This is a genomic window from Fructobacillus sp. EFB-N1 (genome assembly GCF_001038455.1).
Taxonomy (GTDB): domain Bacteria; phylum Bacillota; class Bacilli; order Lactobacillales; family Lactobacillaceae; genus Fructobacillus; species Fructobacillus cardui.
Genome location: NZ_LDUY01000022.1, coordinates 15,799 through 33,617, shown reverse-complemented (window position 1 = coordinate 33,617; position 17,819 = coordinate 15,799). Strand labels below are relative to the sequence as shown.

19 protein-coding genes and 1 riboswitch are annotated in these 17,819 nt (G+C 45.4%); of the genes, 14 read left to right on the top strand and 5 right to left on the bottom strand.

The genetic code is table 11. The annotated features are described in order from the left end of the window. Positions 1 to 19: 19 nt before the first annotated feature. The gene (locus FEFB_RS05770) at positions 20 to 898 is read right to left on the bottom strand and encodes a hypothetical protein (protein WP_047975289.1); all 879 of its coding nucleotides are present in this window, start codon (positions 896 to 898) and stop codon (positions 20 to 22) included. A 64-nt stretch (positions 899 to 962) separates the two neighbouring features. Then, positions 963 to 1,047, top strand: a riboswitch (SAM riboswitch). A gap of 80 nt (positions 1,048 to 1,127) precedes the next feature. Between FEFB_RS05770 and metK the strand changes: the two genes are divergently transcribed. Next, a complete protein-coding gene (metK, locus tag FEFB_RS05765; protein WP_047975288.1) occupies positions 1,128 to 2,285 on the top strand; it encodes a methionine adenosyltransferase in 1,158 nt (385 codons plus the stop codon). A 97-nt stretch (positions 2,286 to 2,382) separates the two neighbouring features. Here the strand turns inward: metK and FEFB_RS05760 are convergent, their stop codons facing one another. The 4 genes from FEFB_RS05760 to FEFB_RS05745 form a co-directional block, all read right to left on the bottom strand. Further along, on the bottom strand, positions 2,383 to 3,276 hold the full coding sequence (locus FEFB_RS05760; protein ID WP_047975287.1) for a hypothetical protein: 894 nt from the start codon (positions 3,274 to 3,276) through the stop codon (positions 2,383 to 2,385). A gap of 239 nt (positions 3,277 to 3,515) precedes the next feature. Further along, on the bottom strand, positions 3,516 to 5,033 hold the full coding sequence (ppcA, locus tag FEFB_RS05755; protein ID WP_047975286.1) for a phosphoenolpyruvate carboxylase: 1,518 nt from the start codon (positions 5,031 to 5,033) through the stop codon (positions 3,516 to 3,518). 153 nt (positions 5,034 to 5,186) lie between these two features. After that, positions 5,187 to 6,869 (bottom strand): ribonuclease J1, encoded by a 1,683-nt coding sequence (rnjA, locus tag FEFB_RS05750; protein ID WP_047975285.1) that lies wholly within the window; start codon positions 6,867 to 6,869, stop codon positions 5,187 to 5,189. Further along, positions 6,869 to 7,084, bottom strand: coding sequence for an RNA polymerase epsilon subunit (locus FEFB_RS05745; RefSeq protein WP_047975284.1), 216 nt, complete (start codon positions 7,082 to 7,084; stop codon positions 6,869 to 6,871). Before FEFB_RS05745 ends, rnjA begins: the two co-directional genes overlap by 1 nt. Positions 7,085 to 7,439: 355 nt before the next feature. Here FEFB_RS05745 and efp point away from each other — a divergent pair, with 355 nt between their 5' ends. From efp to FEFB_RS05680, 13 genes are all read left to right on the top strand, one after another. Continuing rightward, positions 7,440 to 8,000 (top strand): elongation factor P, encoded by a 561-nt coding sequence (efp, locus tag FEFB_RS05740; RefSeq protein ID WP_047975283.1) that lies wholly within the window; start codon positions 7,440 to 7,442, stop codon positions 7,998 to 8,000. 79 nt (positions 8,001 to 8,079) lie between these two features. Beyond that, entirely contained in the window at positions 8,080 to 8,529 is a 450-nt protein-coding gene (locus FEFB_RS05735; RefSeq protein ID WP_047975282.1) for an Asp23/Gls24 family envelope stress response protein, read from the top strand. Further along, positions 8,529 to 8,942, top strand: a complete 414-nt coding sequence (nusB, locus tag FEFB_RS05730; RefSeq protein ID WP_047975281.1) for a transcription antitermination factor NusB — start codon at positions 8,529 to 8,531, stop codon at positions 8,940 to 8,942. Before FEFB_RS05735 ends, nusB begins: the two co-directional genes overlap by 1 nt. Positions 8,943 to 9,135: 193 nt before the next feature. Continuing rightward, positions 9,136 to 9,930, top strand: coding sequence for a TatD family hydrolase (locus FEFB_RS05725; RefSeq protein ID WP_047975280.1), 795 nt, complete (start codon positions 9,136 to 9,138; stop codon positions 9,928 to 9,930). Between the two features lie 19 nt (positions 9,931 to 9,949). Beyond that, positions 9,950 to 10,507 (top strand): ribonuclease M5, encoded by a 558-nt coding sequence (rnmV, locus tag FEFB_RS05720; RefSeq protein WP_369795912.1) that lies wholly within the window; start codon positions 9,950 to 9,952, stop codon positions 10,505 to 10,507. Beyond that, on the top strand, positions 10,491 to 11,381 hold the full coding sequence (gene rsmA / locus FEFB_RS05715; protein ID WP_047975278.1) for a 16S rRNA (adenine(1518)-N(6)/adenine(1519)-N(6))-dimethyltransferase RsmA: 891 nt from the start codon (positions 10,491 to 10,493) through the stop codon (positions 11,379 to 11,381). The genes rnmV and rsmA overlap by 17 nt, the downstream gene beginning before the upstream one ends. A 94-nt stretch (positions 11,382 to 11,475) precedes the next feature. After that, positions 11,476 to 11,706, top strand: coding sequence for a Veg family protein (locus FEFB_RS05710; RefSeq protein WP_047975277.1), 231 nt, complete (start codon positions 11,476 to 11,478; stop codon positions 11,704 to 11,706). Positions 11,707 to 11,775: 69 nt separating this feature from the next. Continuing rightward, a complete protein-coding gene (locus FEFB_RS05705; protein ID WP_047975276.1) occupies positions 11,776 to 12,498 on the top strand; it encodes a metal ABC transporter ATP-binding protein in 723 nt (240 codons plus the stop codon). Beyond that, positions 12,491 to 13,276, top strand: coding sequence for a metal ABC transporter permease (locus FEFB_RS05700; RefSeq protein WP_047975275.1), 786 nt, complete (start codon positions 12,491 to 12,493; stop codon positions 13,274 to 13,276). The genes FEFB_RS05705 and FEFB_RS05700 overlap by 8 nt, the downstream gene beginning before the upstream one ends. Positions 13,277 to 13,431: 155 nt before the next feature. Continuing rightward, on the top strand, positions 13,432 to 14,265 hold the full coding sequence (gene purR / locus FEFB_RS05695; protein WP_047975274.1) for a pur operon repressor: 834 nt from the start codon (positions 13,432 to 13,434) through the stop codon (positions 14,263 to 14,265). 6 nt (positions 14,266 to 14,271) lie between these two features. Then, on the top strand, positions 14,272 to 15,648 hold the full coding sequence (gene glmU, locus FEFB_RS05690) for a bifunctional UDP-N-acetylglucosamine diphosphorylase/glucosamine-1-phosphate N-acetyltransferase GlmU (RefSeq protein ID WP_082131925.1): 1,377 nt from the start codon (positions 14,272 to 14,274) through the stop codon (positions 15,646 to 15,648). 123 nt (positions 15,649 to 15,771) lie between these two features. After that, positions 15,772 to 16,377, top strand: coding sequence for a YdhK family protein (locus FEFB_RS05685; protein WP_053068958.1), 606 nt, complete (start codon positions 15,772 to 15,774; stop codon positions 16,375 to 16,377). A 27-nt stretch (positions 16,378 to 16,404) separates the two neighbouring features. Next, entirely contained in the window at positions 16,405 to 17,748 is a 1,344-nt protein-coding gene (locus tag FEFB_RS05680; RefSeq protein ID WP_053068957.1) for an NAD(P)/FAD-dependent oxidoreductase, read from the top strand. Positions 17,749 to 17,819: the final 71 nt, after the last annotated feature.

The following is a 17,819-nucleotide window of genomic DNA, read 5'->3' as shown; positions in this document are numbered from 1 at the left end:
TCTAAGCGTTTTTTGTTTCTCAATGATAGTAGACCATCACGGTGACAACCAGCCCGAAAATGACTACTAAGGGCTGAATTTGATAGGTTAATGGCCGGATAAAGGTTAAACAGTAGGCGGCCAAGGCGACAGCGATGGTGAGAAAGGCAATCGGTGAGAAGCCTTCTAAGATGAGAGTAGCCAGGATAAAAAGTGGCCCGGTTATGAGTCCTAATTTTCGACCCTTAGCTGTTGGCAGGAAGAGGGGTGTGAAGTAAAAGGCGGTGGCAAAGACTAACAGCCATGATTGCTTCAAAAAATCAGGTTCGACATAGTTGTTAGCCAGGTAGTTGATGCAAATTGGTACCGAAAAGGTCAGCAAGATACTTAAGCCGGCTAAGCCAAGCGGGTTCTTCAACTGAAAGGCCTGGAAGGGTAAAATCAGCAAAAAACAGATGAAGAGCAAGAGGAGAGCTAAGACTTCAAAACGTGACCGTAGTTGTGAGTTAAAAATCACGATTAGAGAAGCAGCTAAGGAAGCCCAAACACGCCAGTCGGCCCTGGCAAAGCGGGTTTTAACGAGGAAACCCAAGGCAATCGCAGAAAAGATTGAATAGGCGACTAAAGACCAAATCTGCCAGTTACCGGCGTTTTGCCAAACATGGTGGTAGATGAGAGGTTGCTGCCACCAGATAACGTTCAGACCAACTGCAATCGCTGGAACCGTATAGCGATGGGGTGTTGGCAGAGCAGCGACTTGAGCCTGGCTGTCTTGTTGCTGCTGGTGCTGTTGCTCTTGTCGTCGTTGTGACCGAGAGAAGAAGTCGGCTGTTTTTTCCTGGATTGGTTCGTCAGTTGCGCCATCGAGTGGCGTACTGGTTTGTTGATCAGGATTGGTTGTTTCATTTTCTTTTGTCATCAGAACCTCGAAAGTCAATTGCTATTTCTTATTCTATCATGTAGAATATAAATTATAAATTACATAACTATCAAGAGCAGGGAAGTGATACAGCACGGTGAACCTGCACCAACCGGCATTCGCACGGTGGTAATTCTGTAAGATAGGCAACTTGCAAAGCGCTTTGGGTTGTCCACGGCGCTTTTCTTTTGTCTCTTAATTGTTAGTTAATTTAAAGGAGAAAAAGAAAATGACAAAATTTTTTACTGCTGAATCAGTAGCCAACGGCCACCCTGATAAGGTGGCAGACCAAATCGCCGATGCCATCTTGGATGCCGTGTTGACAGAAGACCCAAAGGCTCGGGCCGCCATCGAAGTGACGACATCAACGGGGGATGTTTCCATCTTTGGTGAATTGTCAACGACTGCCTATGTGAACGTCCGTCAAATTGCTGTTGATACGATTAAGGCAATCGGCTATGACAAGCCTGAATTTGGCTTCTCAGCTGATTCCATCAATGTTTCCAACAAAATTGTGGAACAATCACCCGATATCGCGCAAGCCGTTGATGCTGCTGAAGATGATCCTGACCAGTTAGGTGCTGGTGACCAAGGAATGGTCTTTGGTTATGCAACCAACGAAACGGCTGATTACTTGCCACTGGCCTTAGACTTGTCCCACCAGTTAATGCGCAAGATTCGTCAAGTACGAAATGACCAAAAATTGTCATATCTCCGTCCAGATGCCAAGGGGGAAGTAACGCTGGAATTGACGGATGATGGTCAGGTAAAGCGTATTGCCGCCGTTGTTTTGTCAACTCAGCACGATTCAGAAGTAACATTGGAACAATTGCGTGCTGATATTAAAAAGTTCGTGATTGATCCTGTTTTGCCTGCTGATTTAGTCGATGACCAAACGAAGTATTACATCAACCCATCTGGCCGCTTTGTCTTGGGTGGGCCTCAAGCCGATTCTGGTTTGACTGGTCGTAAGATCATCGTTGATACTTATGGTGGGGCAGCCCACCACGGTGGAGGTGCTTTCTCAGGTAAGGATGCAACCAAGGTTGATCGTTCTGCTGCTTACTATGCTCGCTACGTGGCGAAGAATTTGGTGGCGGCTGGCTTGGCTGATAAGGTGGAACTCCAAGTTGCCTATGCCATCGGGGTCGCAAAGCCGGTTTCGCTGAATATCGAAACATTTGGGACTGCCAAGGTAGCAGAAGACAAGATTGAAGCGATTGTTGAGAAGATCTTTGATTTCCGTCCTTTGTCAATCATTAACAGCCTAGACCTTCGTCGCCCAATCTACAAGCAAACAGCTGCTTACGGCCACTTTGGTCGTCCTGAATTGGACTTGCCATGGGAAAAGTTGGACCAGGTTGAGAAAATCAAGGCGGAATTGTAAGCCAATTTTCTTTAGGAAAAATCAGAGCTATCATCTAAACTAAAAAAGACCTGAATGCCGTCGAAGGATGGATCCAGGTCTTTTTCATTTGTATTGATTAGTTTTCGGTGACTGTCATGATGGGGTAGGTCCCTGCAATCGTCATGGTGAAAGAATAGGCACCGGATTGAAGGAGGCGGCCATCGATTTTGACCGACTGAATATCTTGGATATGAAAATCGGCAGGAATCGTGAGTGGGATAGTGGTAAATCCCTTTCGACTAGGGTTTTCCACGCCTTTTTTACCACGCAGATAGGTCAGCATGATTTGTGGCCAGGGAAGTTGGTTCACGAGACGGATTTCGGCCGCGACACCATCTTGGCCCAGAATAATTTGTAAACCGAGCGTCTTGGAATGGTTTTGGTAGGTATGGCCAAAACGAAGGGTCCAGGAGAAGCTGATTTTATTTTGATTGCGTGAGGCCTGGCCCCAAAAAGAAAACATTTGATGAAAGGCATGCTTCCAAGCAAATTTTTGATTGAATTTAGGTAAAATAGCTGAAAAATCAGGACCGACCTGGAAGCTATCCAAGAAGTATTGCTTGCCCTGCTTTGGAACAGAACCCGTTACCAGTCCAAGAGGAGCCTGCTGGATGGCTTGGTTGTTTAAGGAAGTTAAAATTTGGTTCACAAGATGATTTGTTGAGTGGTTTTTATCGCCCCAATTGATGAGTAAGAGTGGCCAGCGCAGGCTTTCGTCAAAGTCTAGAATTGCGGCCAAAGTTGCATTCAAGGAAGCTGGATTACCAATGACGACGATTGGCAGGACTTCTTCTGTTTGTAAGGTCTTAGCGACTTTACGGGCGAGGCTATAGACTGGGTTTTGCGTTGATGCCTTTTGAAAGCTTGTCACCGCCTGGGCGGCTGTTAATTGCCCTTGAATTTGATCCAAGGAACCCAGATCTTTTTGGCGAATCAGGGTTGTATCGATGATAAAGTGTGCTGATGTCATAATCTTAAGTCTTTGCTATGTCGTTAAAAAAGGCATGCCAGTGCATGCCGGATACCCAAACGACGGGTATCATTTCAAATTTATCAGAATACGTCGATTATAGCAGAAAATTAGGGATAGTGACGATCTTTTCTTGACATTTGTTTGGCACCACGATTTCTGGTACGACAAAATAATGAGCAAATAAAAAAGACGAACTTAGGTTCGTCTTTTTGTTGATTAATTTTTAAGTGCCTGGATTAACCCAAGAAATGACGCAATTGGGCCATGCGGTTGATTAAAGCAGTGATGGCAACGGAAGCGCCTTCCTTGAATTCAACGACTTGGAGAGCGATTTCAGCGTGTTGTTGTTCAGCCATTGTTTCTGGGCCAATGTGGAGGTCAAAGGCATCCTTTAGGATGACGATATCTTCTTCGACTTCTTGCCAGGCCGGACTTTGCGTCTTCAAAACCTGGAGGGCATCCCAGTTGACATAGTGGTCTAATTCCGCAAAATCAGCGCGCATGCTTGGGTAATAGCGGTTCAAGACAGCCAACTGCTCCTCGTTGAGGCTCGCGTATGCACGACCAAAGCCAATAAATTCAGGTGGCACACCAATTGAGTAGAAGGCACCAGTAAAGTTGATAGCCCGAGGCAATTCGATGTTATCAACTGAACGGGAGTAACCTAAGACACCAACGTGCTGACGGCGATCACGACGTTTTGGGAAGGCCTTGAAGATTGGTTGAACATCAGGAACCAATTGCTCAAGTGTTTCCTGGTAGAAGGTTGCTGATTTTTGGGCGATATCGGAAAGAATGGTTTCGTCTTCATCGCTAATCACCAATGGTTTGGCCTTTGGCAATTCTTCCTTCAAGTACTTGATACCAGCCTTTGCTTCGTCAATCGAAAAGTCATAACGGAATGCTGACTGGACCGTTGCCGTGCGCACACCAGGGAACTCACGGACATAGCGCTTAACACGACGAGGTGAGAGGCCACCACGGAAGATGGCAGACCCAGTTCCAGAAATTGGGTAGATGGTGATGCCTTCTTCCTCGGCAAATTGGTGCAAGCGAGCTAAGGCTAACTTGTTTCCAATAATGGAGGACATAAAGCCGGCTGAGAGGGCAGAATCAGACCCAGCCAAGAAGACACGCAAGTACTTTGGTCGGAAACCAAAGTGTTCCTCGTGAAGGTTCAAGTATTCCTTCAAAATTTCTGGTGCATGGTATTGTGTTTCAAAGTCTTCAAAGAGTGGAATCATCTCGATGTAGGCCTTGTTATCTTCCGTTGGTGTGAAGGTCGCATCCTTGAACTGGGCGAGCTTTTCAAACAAAAGCTGCATTTCAATGATTTGATCGGCACGCTGGGCCATTGGCAAAATGGCTTCAAATAAAGGCCGTTGGTCAAAGCCAAGATCGTTGGCAAAGTCTTCTGAACTCAAAAAGGCGGTCATGGCTTGCATTAAGTTGTAGCCCTTTTCTTCCCAGATGTTTGGGAAACGGAAGGTCAAAAACTTGTCACGACCAAGTTGGTGTTCCTTAAAGTATTCATAGTGGGTTGAAAAAAGGCGGTCAATGACGGCCGCATCGGCGTGCTTTCCTTCCCAGTCCCACATGTATTCATCAACATCGAGGGCCTGGTAGTTTTGAAAGGCTTCATCAGTTTCACGATAAGCACTGATGAAAGGTTGTTGCGCGGTGTCCCAGAAGGGGGCGTTGGCGTTATCAGGGTGTTGTGTGCCCATAATCGCCGGAATCTTGCGTTCTGTCATCTCTTAAAGCTCCTTATATTGGATAGAAACGGATAATCAATCGTTAAACAAGTAAAAGCATAAATAAAATGTTAACGATACCCTTTAATAATAGCAGATTTTAGTATGAAAAAACGTCTAAACGATAAAATCATTTAGACGTTTTCTATTTTCTTAAATCATAATCAGCATTGGCAAAATCATTGGCTTACGAGCCGTTTCTTTATGCAAATACTTAGCCAAATCATCAATGATGGCCTGACGAATATCAGATTCACTGGCATTCTTTGCAGACATTGCCTTACGAATCGTATTGAAAATGACATGACGACCATCATTAATGAGGTCACCAGATTCACGCATGTAAACAAAACCACGGGACAAGATATCAGGTCCAGAAAGGATTTCCTTTTTCTTTAAGTCGATCGTAGCGGTGACGATAACCAAACCATCTTGTGATAGCTTCAGGCGGTCGTGCAATACAATCGAACCGATATCGCCAATTCCTGAACCATCGATATAAGTATCTTCGGCAGGGAAGTGTCCAGCAATTCGTGGTGGGTTAACACCATCAAGAGCGAGAACATCACCGTTTTCCAGGATAAAGGTATGGTCTTTTGGAATATCAAGTTCTTCGGCTAGGCCAGCATGAACTTTGAGCATCCGGTATTCACCGTGGACAGGCATAAAGTATTCAGGCTTCATTAATGACAACATCAACTTTTGTTCTTCTTGGCCACCGTGACCAGAAGTGTGAATATTGTTTAACTTACCATGAATGACGTTCGCGCCACCTTCTTCTAATTTGTTAATCACAGCGTTAACAGAGGCTGTGTTCCCAGGAATTGGGGAAGAAGAGAAGATAACATTATCGTTTGGCTTCAAGCGAACCTGCTTGTGAGTGCCATTAGCAATCCGCGCCAAAGCGGCCATTGACTCTCCCTGTGATCCGGTTGAGAGAATCAAAAGTTCGTCATCTGGGATATTTTTAATCTGTGACTGCTCAATCAGGGCGTCATCTGGGATGTTTAAGTATCCAAGGGCCCGTCCGTTCGTCATGGCTGATTCCATTGACCGACCGAAGACGGCAATCTTACGGCCGTGGGCAATGGCAGCATCCGTGGCCATTTTGATTCGATTCATGTTCGAAGCGAAAGTAGCAAAGATAATTCGGCCATGCTTTAATTGTTCAAAAAGCTTTTGAACAGTCTTTTCGACCCAGGCTTCTGATTTTGTCCACTCGGGACGCTCAGCGTTGGTTGAATCCGACATCAACAATAAGACGCCTTCTTCACCCGTTCGAGCCATTGACCAAAGGTTTGGCTTTTGCTTGGTGGTTGGTGTCAAATCAAATTTGAAGTCACCGGTTTCCACAATCGTTCCAACGGGCGTTTTGACTGAAACGGCAAAAACGTCTGGGATTGAGTGAGTGGTACGAATGAATTCAACTGACATTTGGTCGAATTCAATGACTGACCCATCCGTAATTTCGTGAAGTTCAGCGCGGTTTAACAGCTGCTTTTCCTCCAACTTGTTCCGAATTAAGGCCATTGCCAATGGTCCGGCATAAACTGGTACATTGACAGCTTGTAAAAAGTAAGCAATCGCCCCGATGTGGTCTTCGTGTCCGTGGGTGATCACCAGAGCTTTTACTTTGTCAATGTTTTCGACTAAGTACGAATAGTCTGGAATGACATAGTCAATTCCTAAAAGGGAATCCTCTGGAAACTTAATTCCGGCATCCACGACGATAATTTCATCTTGGTATTGGATTCCATACGTGTTTTTTCCAATTTCGCCAAGTCCACCAAGGGCGTAAACGCCAACTTCGTTTTCCTTAATATCAACTGCTGACATTAGGCGAAGGTTGTTAACTTAAATTCCGGATTAGCCTGTTCGTACACCAGTGCTGCATCGGATAATTCTTCAACATCTTCGATGTTAAATTCTGTATTTGCTTGCGCAGCTGCTAATGCGGCTGGCTTTGATTCGGCCTCGATGTAAAAGGCCTGAGTGTTTTCCCGCTTTGGATTGCGGTCGAAATGACTTTGATAGTAAACTTTGTAAACCATGTTTGTTCCTCCAAGTTTAATTTTTAATTGATCACGAACGAAAACCTTAAATTCTATTTTACCACAGCTGGCAGGGGATTGGGGGGTTTCTTAAGAAGGCATAACCTTTGTTAAAAAATTAGTTGCTGGTACGAATCATTTTGTAAATAAGTATGATAGTTTTTTGTATTTAAAGCTCAGTAAATACCAAATCAGTGCTCCAAAAAGTGTTCATATATAATGAAAACTACCGTTAGTTCACCCTTTTGCTAATAAAGCGAGTTAGTATAAAATCATCATTTTGAAAGAACAGTGCGTATTGGCCAAAAATTTGTTATAATAAAATACAATTACTTAACGAACGAGGGATAGACTCATGGCAATTGGCATGAATGATTTGAAGACAGGTTTGACGATTGAATACTCAAACTCAATCTGGCGTGTATTGGAATTCCAACACGTGAAGCCTGGAAAGGGAGCTGCCTTTGTGCGCTCTAAGTTGAAGAATTTGCGGACGGGTGCGGTTAACGAAGTAACCTTCCGTCCTGGTGATAAGTTTGAACAGGCCGAAATTACAACGCGCCCAATGTCATACTTGTACGCCGAAAACGATGGTCGTGTCTTCATGGACACTGAAACTTACGAACAAATCAACATCTCAGATGATAACTTGCAAGAAGCCTTGAAGTTCATGCTTGAAGGAATGGAAGTTAAGATTACGATGTATGGTTCAGAAGTCTTGGGAGCAGAATTGCCATCAACTGTTACTTTGAAGGTAACGGAGACGCAACCTGGTATCAAGGGGGCAACGGCTACTGGTTCAGGTAAGCCTGCTACTGTTGAAACTGGTGCTACAATTACAGTGCCAGATTTTGTTAACGAAGGTGAAACCATCATTGTTAATACTGAAGATGGGTCCTACAAGGGTCGGGCCTAAGGTTGCTTAGGCTGCTTTCTTGATGAAGCAGTCTTTTGTATTTATTGGTACCGATTTTATCGGTTGATTGGAGGAAACAATGGTCAAGCAAGCCAGCTTAGCGAATAAGAACTTTTTACTGTCCGCTGACAAAATGGAAGACGGGCAAACAATGGTTGCCCGGCATGCCTTAGAATTGATCGCCCAGGCAGCAACCCTAGAGGTTGATGGTGTAGCAGCCATGCAAACAAACGTTTACGACCATTTTCCAAAATCTTTGACCAATATCGCCAAAACGAAGGGTGTTTTATTGGAAAACGACGAAGATGGCTTGAATTTTGACGTCTCTGTTGTTTTGCATTACGGTGTTGTCGTAGCAAAGGTGGCTTTTGCTATCCAACAATCAATCAAGAAAAACTTGGCTGATTTGACTGGTTTGACGGTTACGGAAGTGAACGTCAACATTGCCGGTTTGGTCCCTGATGATACAAACGATACCCTGGACCCTGACCATTTGTTTGATCATGACCTGGCAAAGGAGCCCAGCTAATGACTCAATTATCACGACATGAAGAACGGCAAGCGGCCGTCCAGATTCTCTTTGCTTGCGCCAACAAGACGCCAGATGAAGCTGAAATGGATTTGGTCTATGACCTAGTTGTCGGTGATCAAGACTACCATGCCTTTTTGCCCCAACTGGTTAACGGTGTTTTAGCACGAAAAGCGCAATTGGATGCTGATATCGCAAAGCACTTGGCCTTAGGCTGGAAGGTTGACCGAATCGCACGAGTTAACCTCGTGATTTTGCGCATTGCAGTTTATGAATTGCAGATGCCAGAACCCGCACCCTACAAGGTTGTAGTGGATGAAGCGGTAGAACTTGCCAAAGAATTTGCTAGTCAACAAGATGCGCAATTTGTTAACGGTGTCTTGAAGAACTACGCACCAGTCGATGCTCAATAAAGAGAAGACTGCTCAGCTTAAAAACCCACTTTTGGGGATAAGTTGCTGAGTAGTCTTTTTTTATCAACAGGTACACCGTTATGATTGACGCACGGGTATCGTTCTTTTGCAATAATGTTTGTCTACTTTCTCACGAATTCAAAAGAAAATGCCGTCCTGTGCTAGAATAGAGGAAGTAAAAAAGGAGGCCATCATGGCGATTTACCATCCAAATGAACAACCAGCACCATCATACGACAGTCATACACATTTGAATGACAATGAACTTTACTTTGACGTGCCGGCATACTTAGCAAGAGCACATGAATTTCAAGTAGTTGAAATGAATATTGTCGGCTATAATGCCGTTGGCAACCAGCGAGCCTTAGAAATTGCCCAAGAAAATGACGGGGTTTACGCCATCTTAGGCTACCAGCCAGAAGATACACCTGATTTTGATGAAGCGGCTCTGACAACGCTTACCAAGCAATTGGACCATGATAAGGTGGTTGCCGTTGGTGAAACTGGCTTGGATTATCACTATGACACCGATAAAAATGTTCAAATGCAGGCCTTTTTGGCGCAAATCAGTTTGGCCAAGGAAAAGAATTTGCCGGTTGTGATTCATAACCGCGAAGCCTTTGATGATGTTTATCGGGTTTTGAAGGAACAGAGTGTCACCAAGGCGGTGATTCATTCTTTCTCAGGAACCCCAGAACAGGCGAAGGCCTTCGCTGATTTAGGTTATTATATTTCCTTCTCTGGCGTCGTGACCTTCAAAAAAGCAGAAGAAGTTCGAGAAGCAGCCAAGGTTGTGCCATTGGACCAAATTTTGGTAGAAACGGATGCCCCATACTTGGCGCCAAGTCCAAATCGTGGTAAGCGCAACGAACCTGGTTGGACGAAGTTTGTTATTGATGATTTGGCCAAGACGCTTTCAATGTCAGCCGATGATCTCGCAACACAAACCAAGCAAAACGCTGAACGGGCTTTTTTGAATCATGACTGACCGACCAAGAGTTAAGGCGATGGTTGTCGTGGAAGGTTGGTCGGATACAAAACGTCTGAGCCAAGCGGTTGACTGTGACACGATTGAAACCAGGGGGTCAGCCCTGGGCGAAGAAGTGATTTTGCGCATTCAAAAAGCAGCCGCAGAGCGCGGGGCCATCGTTTTAACGGATCCTGATTTTAACGGGAACCGGCTCCGGCGGCTAATCACAGAAGCAGTTCCAGCAGTGGCCCAGGCGACAATTAGCCAGGACCAGGGCCGGGCGCAAAAGGACAATCCGCACAAATCCTTGGGAGTGGAACATGCACCCCTGGATGTTTTGGCTACCTGTCTTGTGGAGGCTGATCAGCAAGTTGGCCAGTCTCGACCGGCTTCTGATATCGATCGGGACTTTCTGGTCGATTTGGGCCTAGTTGGTGGACCAACCGCCAAGGAGAAACGGATTTTGCTCGGTCAGAGCCTGCAAATTGGTTATGCCAATGGGAAACAACTGTATCACCGTCTTTTAGCCTACGGCATCATGCAAGAGCAGGTTGTGGCGGCCTTGAAAGGAAACATTAATGGAAAAGTTAATTAAAATTGCCAATCCAATGCGGACTCAAGCAATTTTAAATCAGTATGGCCTGCGGGCCAAAAAAAAGTTTGGCCAAAATTTTCTCACTGACCAAAACATTCTGACTGGGATTGTGGATGCGGCAGAGTTGAGTAAGGAAGATGCCGTGGTCGAGATTGGTCCTGGCATTGGTGGTTTAACCGAATATTTGGCCTTGGCTGCCGACAAAGTCTTAGCCTTTGAAATTGATCGGGACATGGTGAAAGTCTTAAGTGAAACCTTGGCGCCGTATGATAATGTTACGGTTCAAACCGATGATGTCTTAGAGGTTAACCTAAAGCAAACGTTAGCTGAACATTTTGGGTCGGAGCGTTCGGTCAAGGTTGTCGCTAATTTGCCATACTACATCACGACACCAATTCTTTTAGGCTTATTGCAGGCACAGATTAACTGGTCCCGCCTAGTGGTGATGATGCAAAAGGAAGTGGCTGACCGGCTAACGGCTGAACCAGGGACGAAGGAATATGGTGTTTTGTCCATTACCCTGTCTTACTACGCTAATGTTCAGACTGCGTTGAAAGTGCCACGAACTGCCTTTAATCCGGCACCAAATGTGGATTCGGCTGTGGTTTCACTCACACCAAGAGAGCCTGACCAACCGGTTGATCACCCTGATCAGCTGTTCTCACTGGTTAAGACAACCTTTGCCCATCGACGGAAGTCACTTTGGAATAACCTCTTGCAACGTTTCGGCAAAGAGGAAGAAATTAAGGAGCGGTTAACAAAAGCTCTAGACCAATCGAATATTCAACCGGGGGTTCGAGCTGAAAAACTAACCCTCAATCAATTAACGGACTTGTATTTAGCCCTGATGGAACAGGGATTCTACGCAGGTTAACTGTTAACGCTGAAAACCGCATTTTTTGCTAATATTGAACTTTTGTTACTAATGTGTTATAATAGTTCTTGTTTAATGAGAAAGGCGGTCGAAAATGTCAACTTTGGAAGATATTAAGTCGCGCTTGGACGCGCACATAGGCGAAACAGTCACTGTAGTTTCTCAGGCAGGTCGTAAGAAGTTTACGGAGCGTTCCGGAATCTTGCGTTCTACTTTCCCATCGCTGTTTGTGGTTGAATTGGATGAAGAAGCTGATTTTGAGCGTGCTTCATACAGTTACACAGACGTCTTAACGAATAACGTGGACATCACGTTTGCCGATTAAGGAAATACATAAAAAGCCCGTCAGGGCTTTTTTTGTTGGCCTGGTTTTAAAATGAAAGAGGAGAATGCCATGAGTGTGCAGATTGTTGTTAAAAACTTTACCGCTGCCTTTGGTGATCGCGTGATTTTAAGGGACGTTTCCTTTAAAATTGAGGAACACCGTTTTACTGTCATTGTTGGTGAAAATGGGACCGGCAAGACAACTTTAATTAAGGCCTTAATCCAAGAGGTCATTGGTCAAAAACATCCTGGCCATGAAAACAAGAAACAGAAGGGGACGATTGAGGTCAACAGTAAGAGCTTAGCCTACGTACCACAGTTTCGTGACCTGGGAGACGATTACCCGCTGACGATTCGGTCCTTTATTGCTTTAGGGTTGAAGTCGGGCTTGCGTCCCTGGCTGAATACCCATGAAAAATCAGCTATCGACCAGGCCTTGAAGCAAGTTGACTTAGCTGATTTAGCCGATTTACGGCTATCGGATGCCTCTGGTGGGCAGAAGCAACGGGCTTATATTGCCCAGGCGCTAGTCCAAGAACCAGATTTGCTGATTTTAGATGAACCAACGGCTGCTTTGGATGCTAATCACGCTTTGGCACTCGTTAAGAGCGTCCGCGCTCTACAACAAAGTCGGCAAATTGGTGTTTTGTGGATTTCGCATGATACTTCTTGGGTTAAAGAGTATGCTGATGGTTACCTTTGGCTACATGATGGGCAGATTCAGGGCGGCCAGGCAGCTGATTTGCCAGACGCGGCTGCTTCACAACACCGCCAGGAGGTAAATCATGTTTGATCAAGTTTTTATGCAAAATGCTTTTATTGCCGGCACAGTGATTTCAATTGTTGCTGGAATAGTGGGAACTTTCGTGGTGGCTCGGTCGTATAACTTCTTGAGCCATTCTTTAAGTGAAATTGCTTTTGCTGGGGCGGCCTTTGGTTTCTTTATTGGCTGGCCACCACTTTTGGGGATGGTTATTTTTACAATCCTTGCTGCGCTATCAATCGGGGGATTGGAGAATGCCAAGGTTCGCCAGGATAACGTGACTTCTGCCGTATCAGCCTTTGCCATTGCCTTAGGAATTCTTTTCTTGGCGCTGGGGCACACTGCCAATTCGGCAGCAACCGGCATTTTATTCGGTTCCGTTCTTGGTATTTCACATACTGATTTGTTAATCTTGGCGGGGATGGCCCTGGGTGTCTTCATCGTGATTTTCTTGTTTTACAAGCCATTACGCTTACTGGCTTTTGATGAGGCGGGACTATTACTTTCACGAGGGAAAAAGACCTGGTTGAAAATCCTTTTCTTGGTGGTGATGGCATTGTCTGTGGCCATTTCATCACAACTAGTTGGCTCCTTGTTAATCTTTGTCTTGGTCACTTTGCCGGCAGCATCTGCCCGCTATTATCAGGGTTCTGTGGGCCGTTTGATGACTCTATCGGTCTTCTTCGCTTTGTTCGGAACTTGGACAGGACTGGTTTTGGCTTATGTCACAAATCTGCCAACCTCTGCCTTTATTGCTGGGATTGAAGTGCTGATTTATCTGCTGTCAATATGGTTAGCTAAGGAATAAAGTGCATTAGGTCAGCCATTTTGTAACAAATATTAAAAAACGCCGGAGTTAAAAACGAATGTTCGTTTTTAACTCCGGTTTTATGCTATAATAATCGGGATGGAAATTATTACTTTGAGGAGGAAAGGGCAGTATTTTTGCCCACAAAAATACCTATGAAAACACGTCGAGCTGACCGTTTGGTCGATATGTCGCACTATCTATTGGACCACCCGCGCCAACTGATTTCACTGAACTTTTTTGCTGATCGTTATGAAGCGGCAAAATCGTCAATTTCCGAAGATTTGTCAATTATTCGTCGGACCTATAAAGCCCGTGGTACGGGTGAGGTGAAAACCTATCCAGGTGCAGCCGGTGGGGTTTATTACACGCCATTGATGGCGGCTGGTGAGGCTAAAGACTTTGTGGATGGCATTTGCCAAATTGTGAACGATGAATCCCGCGTTTTGCCTGGCGGCTATGTTTACTTATCTGATTTGTTAGGACAGCCAAATGTCCTACGCCAAACCGGACGGTTGATTACGACTCAGTACGTTGGAGAAGAAATCGATGCCGTGATGACCGCTGCAACCAAGGGGATTCCCTTGGCCCAAGCAGTTGCTGATCAATTAAATGTGCCTTTTGTGATCGTTCGTGATGACGCAAAGGTGACGGAAGGTTCAATGATTTCGGTTAATTACTTAACTGGATCATCAAAGCGCGTTGAAAAGATGGCCTTGTCAAAGCGGTCTTTGAAGGCCGGCGCCCGCGTCTTGATTGTCGATGACTTTATGAAGGCTGGCGGAACCATCCAGGGAATGCAAACGCTGGTTCGTGAATTCGGTGGTACTGTTGTTGGGACTGCCGTCTTTGCTGAAGGTCGGTCAAATGTCCGTTTGTTAGAGGACTATACTTCCTTGTTGCACGTTGAAACAAACTTGGACTCTGGCCAGTCTATTAATGTGCAACCAGGAAACTATTTTGAAGAAATTTATCAAGGTAAGGAATAAGAAACGATGCAAGCCACAAACGTTGTCATTTTGGCGGCCGGGAACGGTTCGCGGATGAAATCAGACCTACCAAAGGTCTTACACCAAGTTGCCGGTCGGGCAATGGTTGATTGGGTGGTTGCCGCCGTGGCACCATTAAAGCCAAATAAAATTTTAACGGTTACCGGTGTTGGAGCTAAGCAGGTTCAAGACCACTTAGCTGGGAAGTCCGACTTCGTTGTTCAGGAACAACAATTAGGAACAGGTCACGCTGTCTTGCAGACCAAGCAGGCATTAGCTGATAGTGAGGGTGCGACGCTGATTTTATCAGGGGATACGCCCCTCTTTACAACGGAAACACTTCAGGCGCTCTTGGATGAGCATGCTCGAACAAAGAATGCTGTCACGGTTTTGACGGCCTTTGCCGAAAACCCAACGGGTTATGGCCGAATTGTCCGTGGTGAGGACGAAATGGTCTTGAAGATTGTTGAGGAAAAGGATGCGTCCGTTACGGAACGCCGGATCCAAGAAATCAATACTGGTGTGTATATTTTTGATAACCAGTTTTTGTTTGAGGCTCTTTCACAGGTCGGTAATGATAACGTGCAAGCTGAATATTACCTGCCTGATACGCTCGATATTTTGCGGGAGATGGGGCAACAGATTGGTGCCTACCAAACGATGGACTTTTCCGAGTCAATGGGGGTTAACGATCGTGTTGCTCTGGCTGCGGCCAACAAGATTATGCGGACGCGGATTAACCGTGGGCACATGCAAAATGGTGTTGAATTAATCGATCCTGATAATACCTATATCGATGCTGGTGTTCAAATTGGCAAAGATACGGTGATTGAAGGAAACGTGACGTTGAAGGGAAAGACGGTGATTGGTCAAGACAACGTTTTGACGGCCGGTACTCGAATTGAGGATTCAACCATTGGGGATGAAAACGTGATCACTTCTTCACACCTTGAAGAAGCGCTGGTTGAGAACCAAACAACAATTGGTCCCTATGCCCATCTGCGGCCACTGGCTGAAATCAAAGATCGAGCACATTTGGGAAACTTTGTGGAAGTCAAAAAGGCAACGGTTGGCCTTGGCTCTAAGGTTGGTCACCTTTCTTATGTTGGTAATGCCACATTAGGAGCGGATGTGAACGTTGGGGCTGGAACGATCTTCGTCAACTATGATGGCGTGAACAAGTTTGATACGACGGTTGGTGACCGGGTCTTTATCGGTTCGAATACGAAGATTGTCGCCCCCGTAACTTTGGCCGATGAAAGCATCACGGCAGCGGGGTCAACGATTACGGATGATGTTGACTTTCATCAAATGGGCATTGCTCGTAGCCGTCAAACAAATAAAGATGATTTTTGGGACAGAATGCCCCATAAAAAAGGATAGGGAAACCTATTCTTTTTTATTTTGACCAAAAAGAGATGGCTTGCCTATCTAATCGACTTTGTTTATAATAAAAATATGGTTATTTAAACTATACCAATATAAAAATAAGAGAAGGAGAAGAAAATGAAGAAGAAAACAATCGGTTGGTTACTGGCCCTTTTACTAGTATTCATCTTGGGTGTGGTACTGGTTTTGGGATTAAAGGATCAGGATAAACACCATTCCAAGAAGATGACCATGTCCAGTAGTCAAATGCAGATGTCTTCGTCCTCATCATCGATGGCCATGTCGTCTTCGATGTCTGGCATGGATATGGATGAAAGCTTGCCAACTGATTTACCAAATGCTACTCAACCAAAGTATCCGGTTGGCTCAAAGATTACCTTAGAGGCTGATCATATGACCGGAATGAAGGGCGCCAAGGGAACGGTTGCGGCCGCTTACGACGTCAAACTATATGAGGTCGATTACCGGCCAACTAATGGCGGTAAAAAAGTCAGTGGTCACAAGTGGTTAACCAAAGAAGATTTTTCTGACATGATGGATCACAACGAAGGTGATACAGTTACGCTAACAAGTACTCATATGGCCGGCATGAAAGGCGCAAACGCAATCATTACGAAGGTGGTTAATGGTCCTGCTTATGCGGTTAGCTATCAGCCAACCAATGGTGGTAAGATGGTCATGAATCACAAGTACTTGGTTGAAAGTGAAATCAAGTCTCGATAATGGAGAGAAATGAAAGGATGGAACGCGATGGATTTTTCAGTACTATACATTGGTAGCGGCCAGGCAAGTTGGAACGGGGCGGTCCCGCTGGCTAAGTCTGGCGTTAAGGTGGCCGTGATTGAAGAAAGCCAATACGGTGGTGTTTGTTCGAATAAAGGTTGCAATGCCAAGATTATCTTGGATAAGCCTTTGGAATTGATTAACCGAGTCAAAGATCTTCAGGGACGTGGCATTGATGGTGTCCCAACTGTTAACTGGGAAGATTTGATGGCCCACAAGCACGAATTGATTGTGCCACAGGATGCCCACGGTAAGGAACGCTTGGATAATGTTGGCATCACAACAATCACTGGCCATGCTGAGTTCGTCGATACCCATACGGTTGCCGTTGATGGCAAAACCTACACAGCCGATAAGATTGTAATTGCGACCGGCTTACGTCCCCATGTTTTGGACGTTCCAGGTCACGAACTTTTTGAGAATTCGACTGACTTTCTTTCATTGCCACACATGCCCAAGCATGTAACGATTTTGGGTGGTGGCTTCGTGGCTATTGAATTTGCAACGATTGCCAATGCCGTTGGGGCCCAAGTTGATGTGGTTACCCGGTCAAACCGCCTGTTGCGTCAGTTCCCAGCTAAGTATGTGGCAGAGGTCCAGGCTGATTTGAAGGCCCGTGGTGTTCGTTTTATTCCCGATATGAACATCAAGAGTGCTGAAAAGACTGCGGCTGGTCAGATTGCCTTGACCGGCGACCATGAATTCCACTTGACGACAGATTATGTTTTGGATGCGACTGGCCGTGTCCCAAACCATAATCAGTTGAACCTGGAGGCCATCGGGGTCGAAGCCAACCAGCGTGGGATTGTGGTTAATGAATACTTGCAGACGTCCGTTGAAAACATTTATGCAGCCGGTGACGCCATTGACAAACAGGTGCCAAAGTTGACGCCAACCGCAGCCTTTGAATCGCGTTATTTGACAGCCCGTTTTAAAGGTGATAATGATGGACCAATCGTCTATCCAGCTATTTCGGAAGTTGTTTTTACTTCGCCACGGATTGCCCAGGTTGGGGTACACCTTGACCAGGCCTTGGCAGAACCTGACCGTTATGAGGTCACGGAAGCCTCTTATGATGGTGACTGGTATCGTCAGGTTGAAAATGAGCAGGGGGCTAAGCTCTCACTGATTTTTGATAAGAATAGCAAGGCTTTGGTTGGTGCAGCGGAAAAGTCGAATAACGCTGACAATACCATTAATACAATTGTGCCTTACATCCAAATGAAGATGACCAAGGAACAATTGAACGACTTAGTCTATGTTTTCCCATCAATCGAGTACACTTTGCAGCGACGGTTGCCACTCGTCTGATTTTGATAAAAGTGTTTAATGAGTATAGCGGATTATGCTATACTTTTTTTATTAGAAACAAGGGGAGTGAC

Coding starts and splice junctions, on each gene's coding strand:
- FEFB_RS05700 (WP_047975275.1), top strand. CDS start 12,491: ATGTTTGATCAAGTTTTTATGCAAAATGCTTTTATTGCCGGCACAGTG.
- FEFB_RS05725 (WP_047975280.1), top strand. CDS start 9,136: ATGGCGATTTACCATCCAAATGAACAACCAGCACCATCATACGACAGT.
- purR (WP_047975274.1), top strand. CDS start 13,432: ATGAAAACACGTCGAGCTGACCGTTTGGTCGATATGTCGCACTATCTA.
- rsmA (WP_047975278.1), top strand. CDS start 10,491: ATGGAAAAGTTAATTAAAATTGCCAATCCAATGCGGACTCAAGCAATT.
- FEFB_RS05685 (WP_053068958.1), top strand. CDS start 15,772: ATGAAGAAGAAAACAATCGGTTGGTTACTGGCCCTTTTACTAGTATTC.
- metK (WP_047975288.1), top strand. CDS start 1,128: ATGACAAAATTTTTTACTGCTGAATCAGTAGCCAACGGCCACCCTGAT.
- glmU (WP_082131925.1), top strand. CDS start 14,272: ATGCAAGCCACAAACGTTGTCATTTTGGCGGCCGGGAACGGTTCGCGG.
- FEFB_RS05760 (WP_047975287.1), bottom strand. CDS start 3,276: ATGACATCAGCACACTTTATCATCGATACAACCCTGATTCGCCAAAAA.
- efp (WP_047975283.1), top strand. CDS start 7,440: ATGGCAATTGGCATGAATGATTTGAAGACAGGTTTGACGATTGAATAC.
- rnmV (WP_369795912.1), top strand. CDS start 9,950: ATGGTTGTCGTGGAAGGTTGGTCGGATACAAAACGTCTGAGCCAAGCG.
- FEFB_RS05735 (WP_047975282.1), top strand. CDS start 8,080: ATGGTCAAGCAAGCCAGCTTAGCGAATAAGAACTTTTTACTGTCCGCT.
- FEFB_RS05705 (WP_047975276.1), top strand. CDS start 11,776: ATGAGTGTGCAGATTGTTGTTAAAAACTTTACCGCTGCCTTTGGTGAT.
- FEFB_RS05770 (WP_047975289.1), bottom strand. CDS start 898: ATGACAAAAGAAAATGAAACAACCAATCCTGATCAACAAACCAGTACG.
- ppcA (WP_047975286.1), bottom strand. CDS start 5,033: ATGACAGAACGCAAGATTCCGGCGATTATGGGCACACAACACCCTGAT.
- FEFB_RS05710 (WP_047975277.1), top strand. CDS start 11,476: ATGTCAACTTTGGAAGATATTAAGTCGCGCTTGGACGCGCACATAGGC.
- FEFB_RS05680 (WP_053068957.1), top strand. CDS start 16,405: ATGGATTTTTCAGTACTATACATTGGTAGCGGCCAGGCAAGTTGGAAC.
- rnjA (WP_047975285.1), bottom strand. CDS start 6,869: ATGTCAGCAGTTGATATTAAGGAAAACGAAGTTGGCGTTTACGCCCTT.
- FEFB_RS05745 (WP_047975284.1), bottom strand. CDS start 7,084: ATGGTTTACAAAGTTTACTATCAAAGTCATTTCGACCGCAATCCAAAG.
- nusB (WP_047975281.1), top strand. CDS start 8,529: ATGACTCAATTATCACGACATGAAGAACGGCAAGCGGCCGTCCAGATT.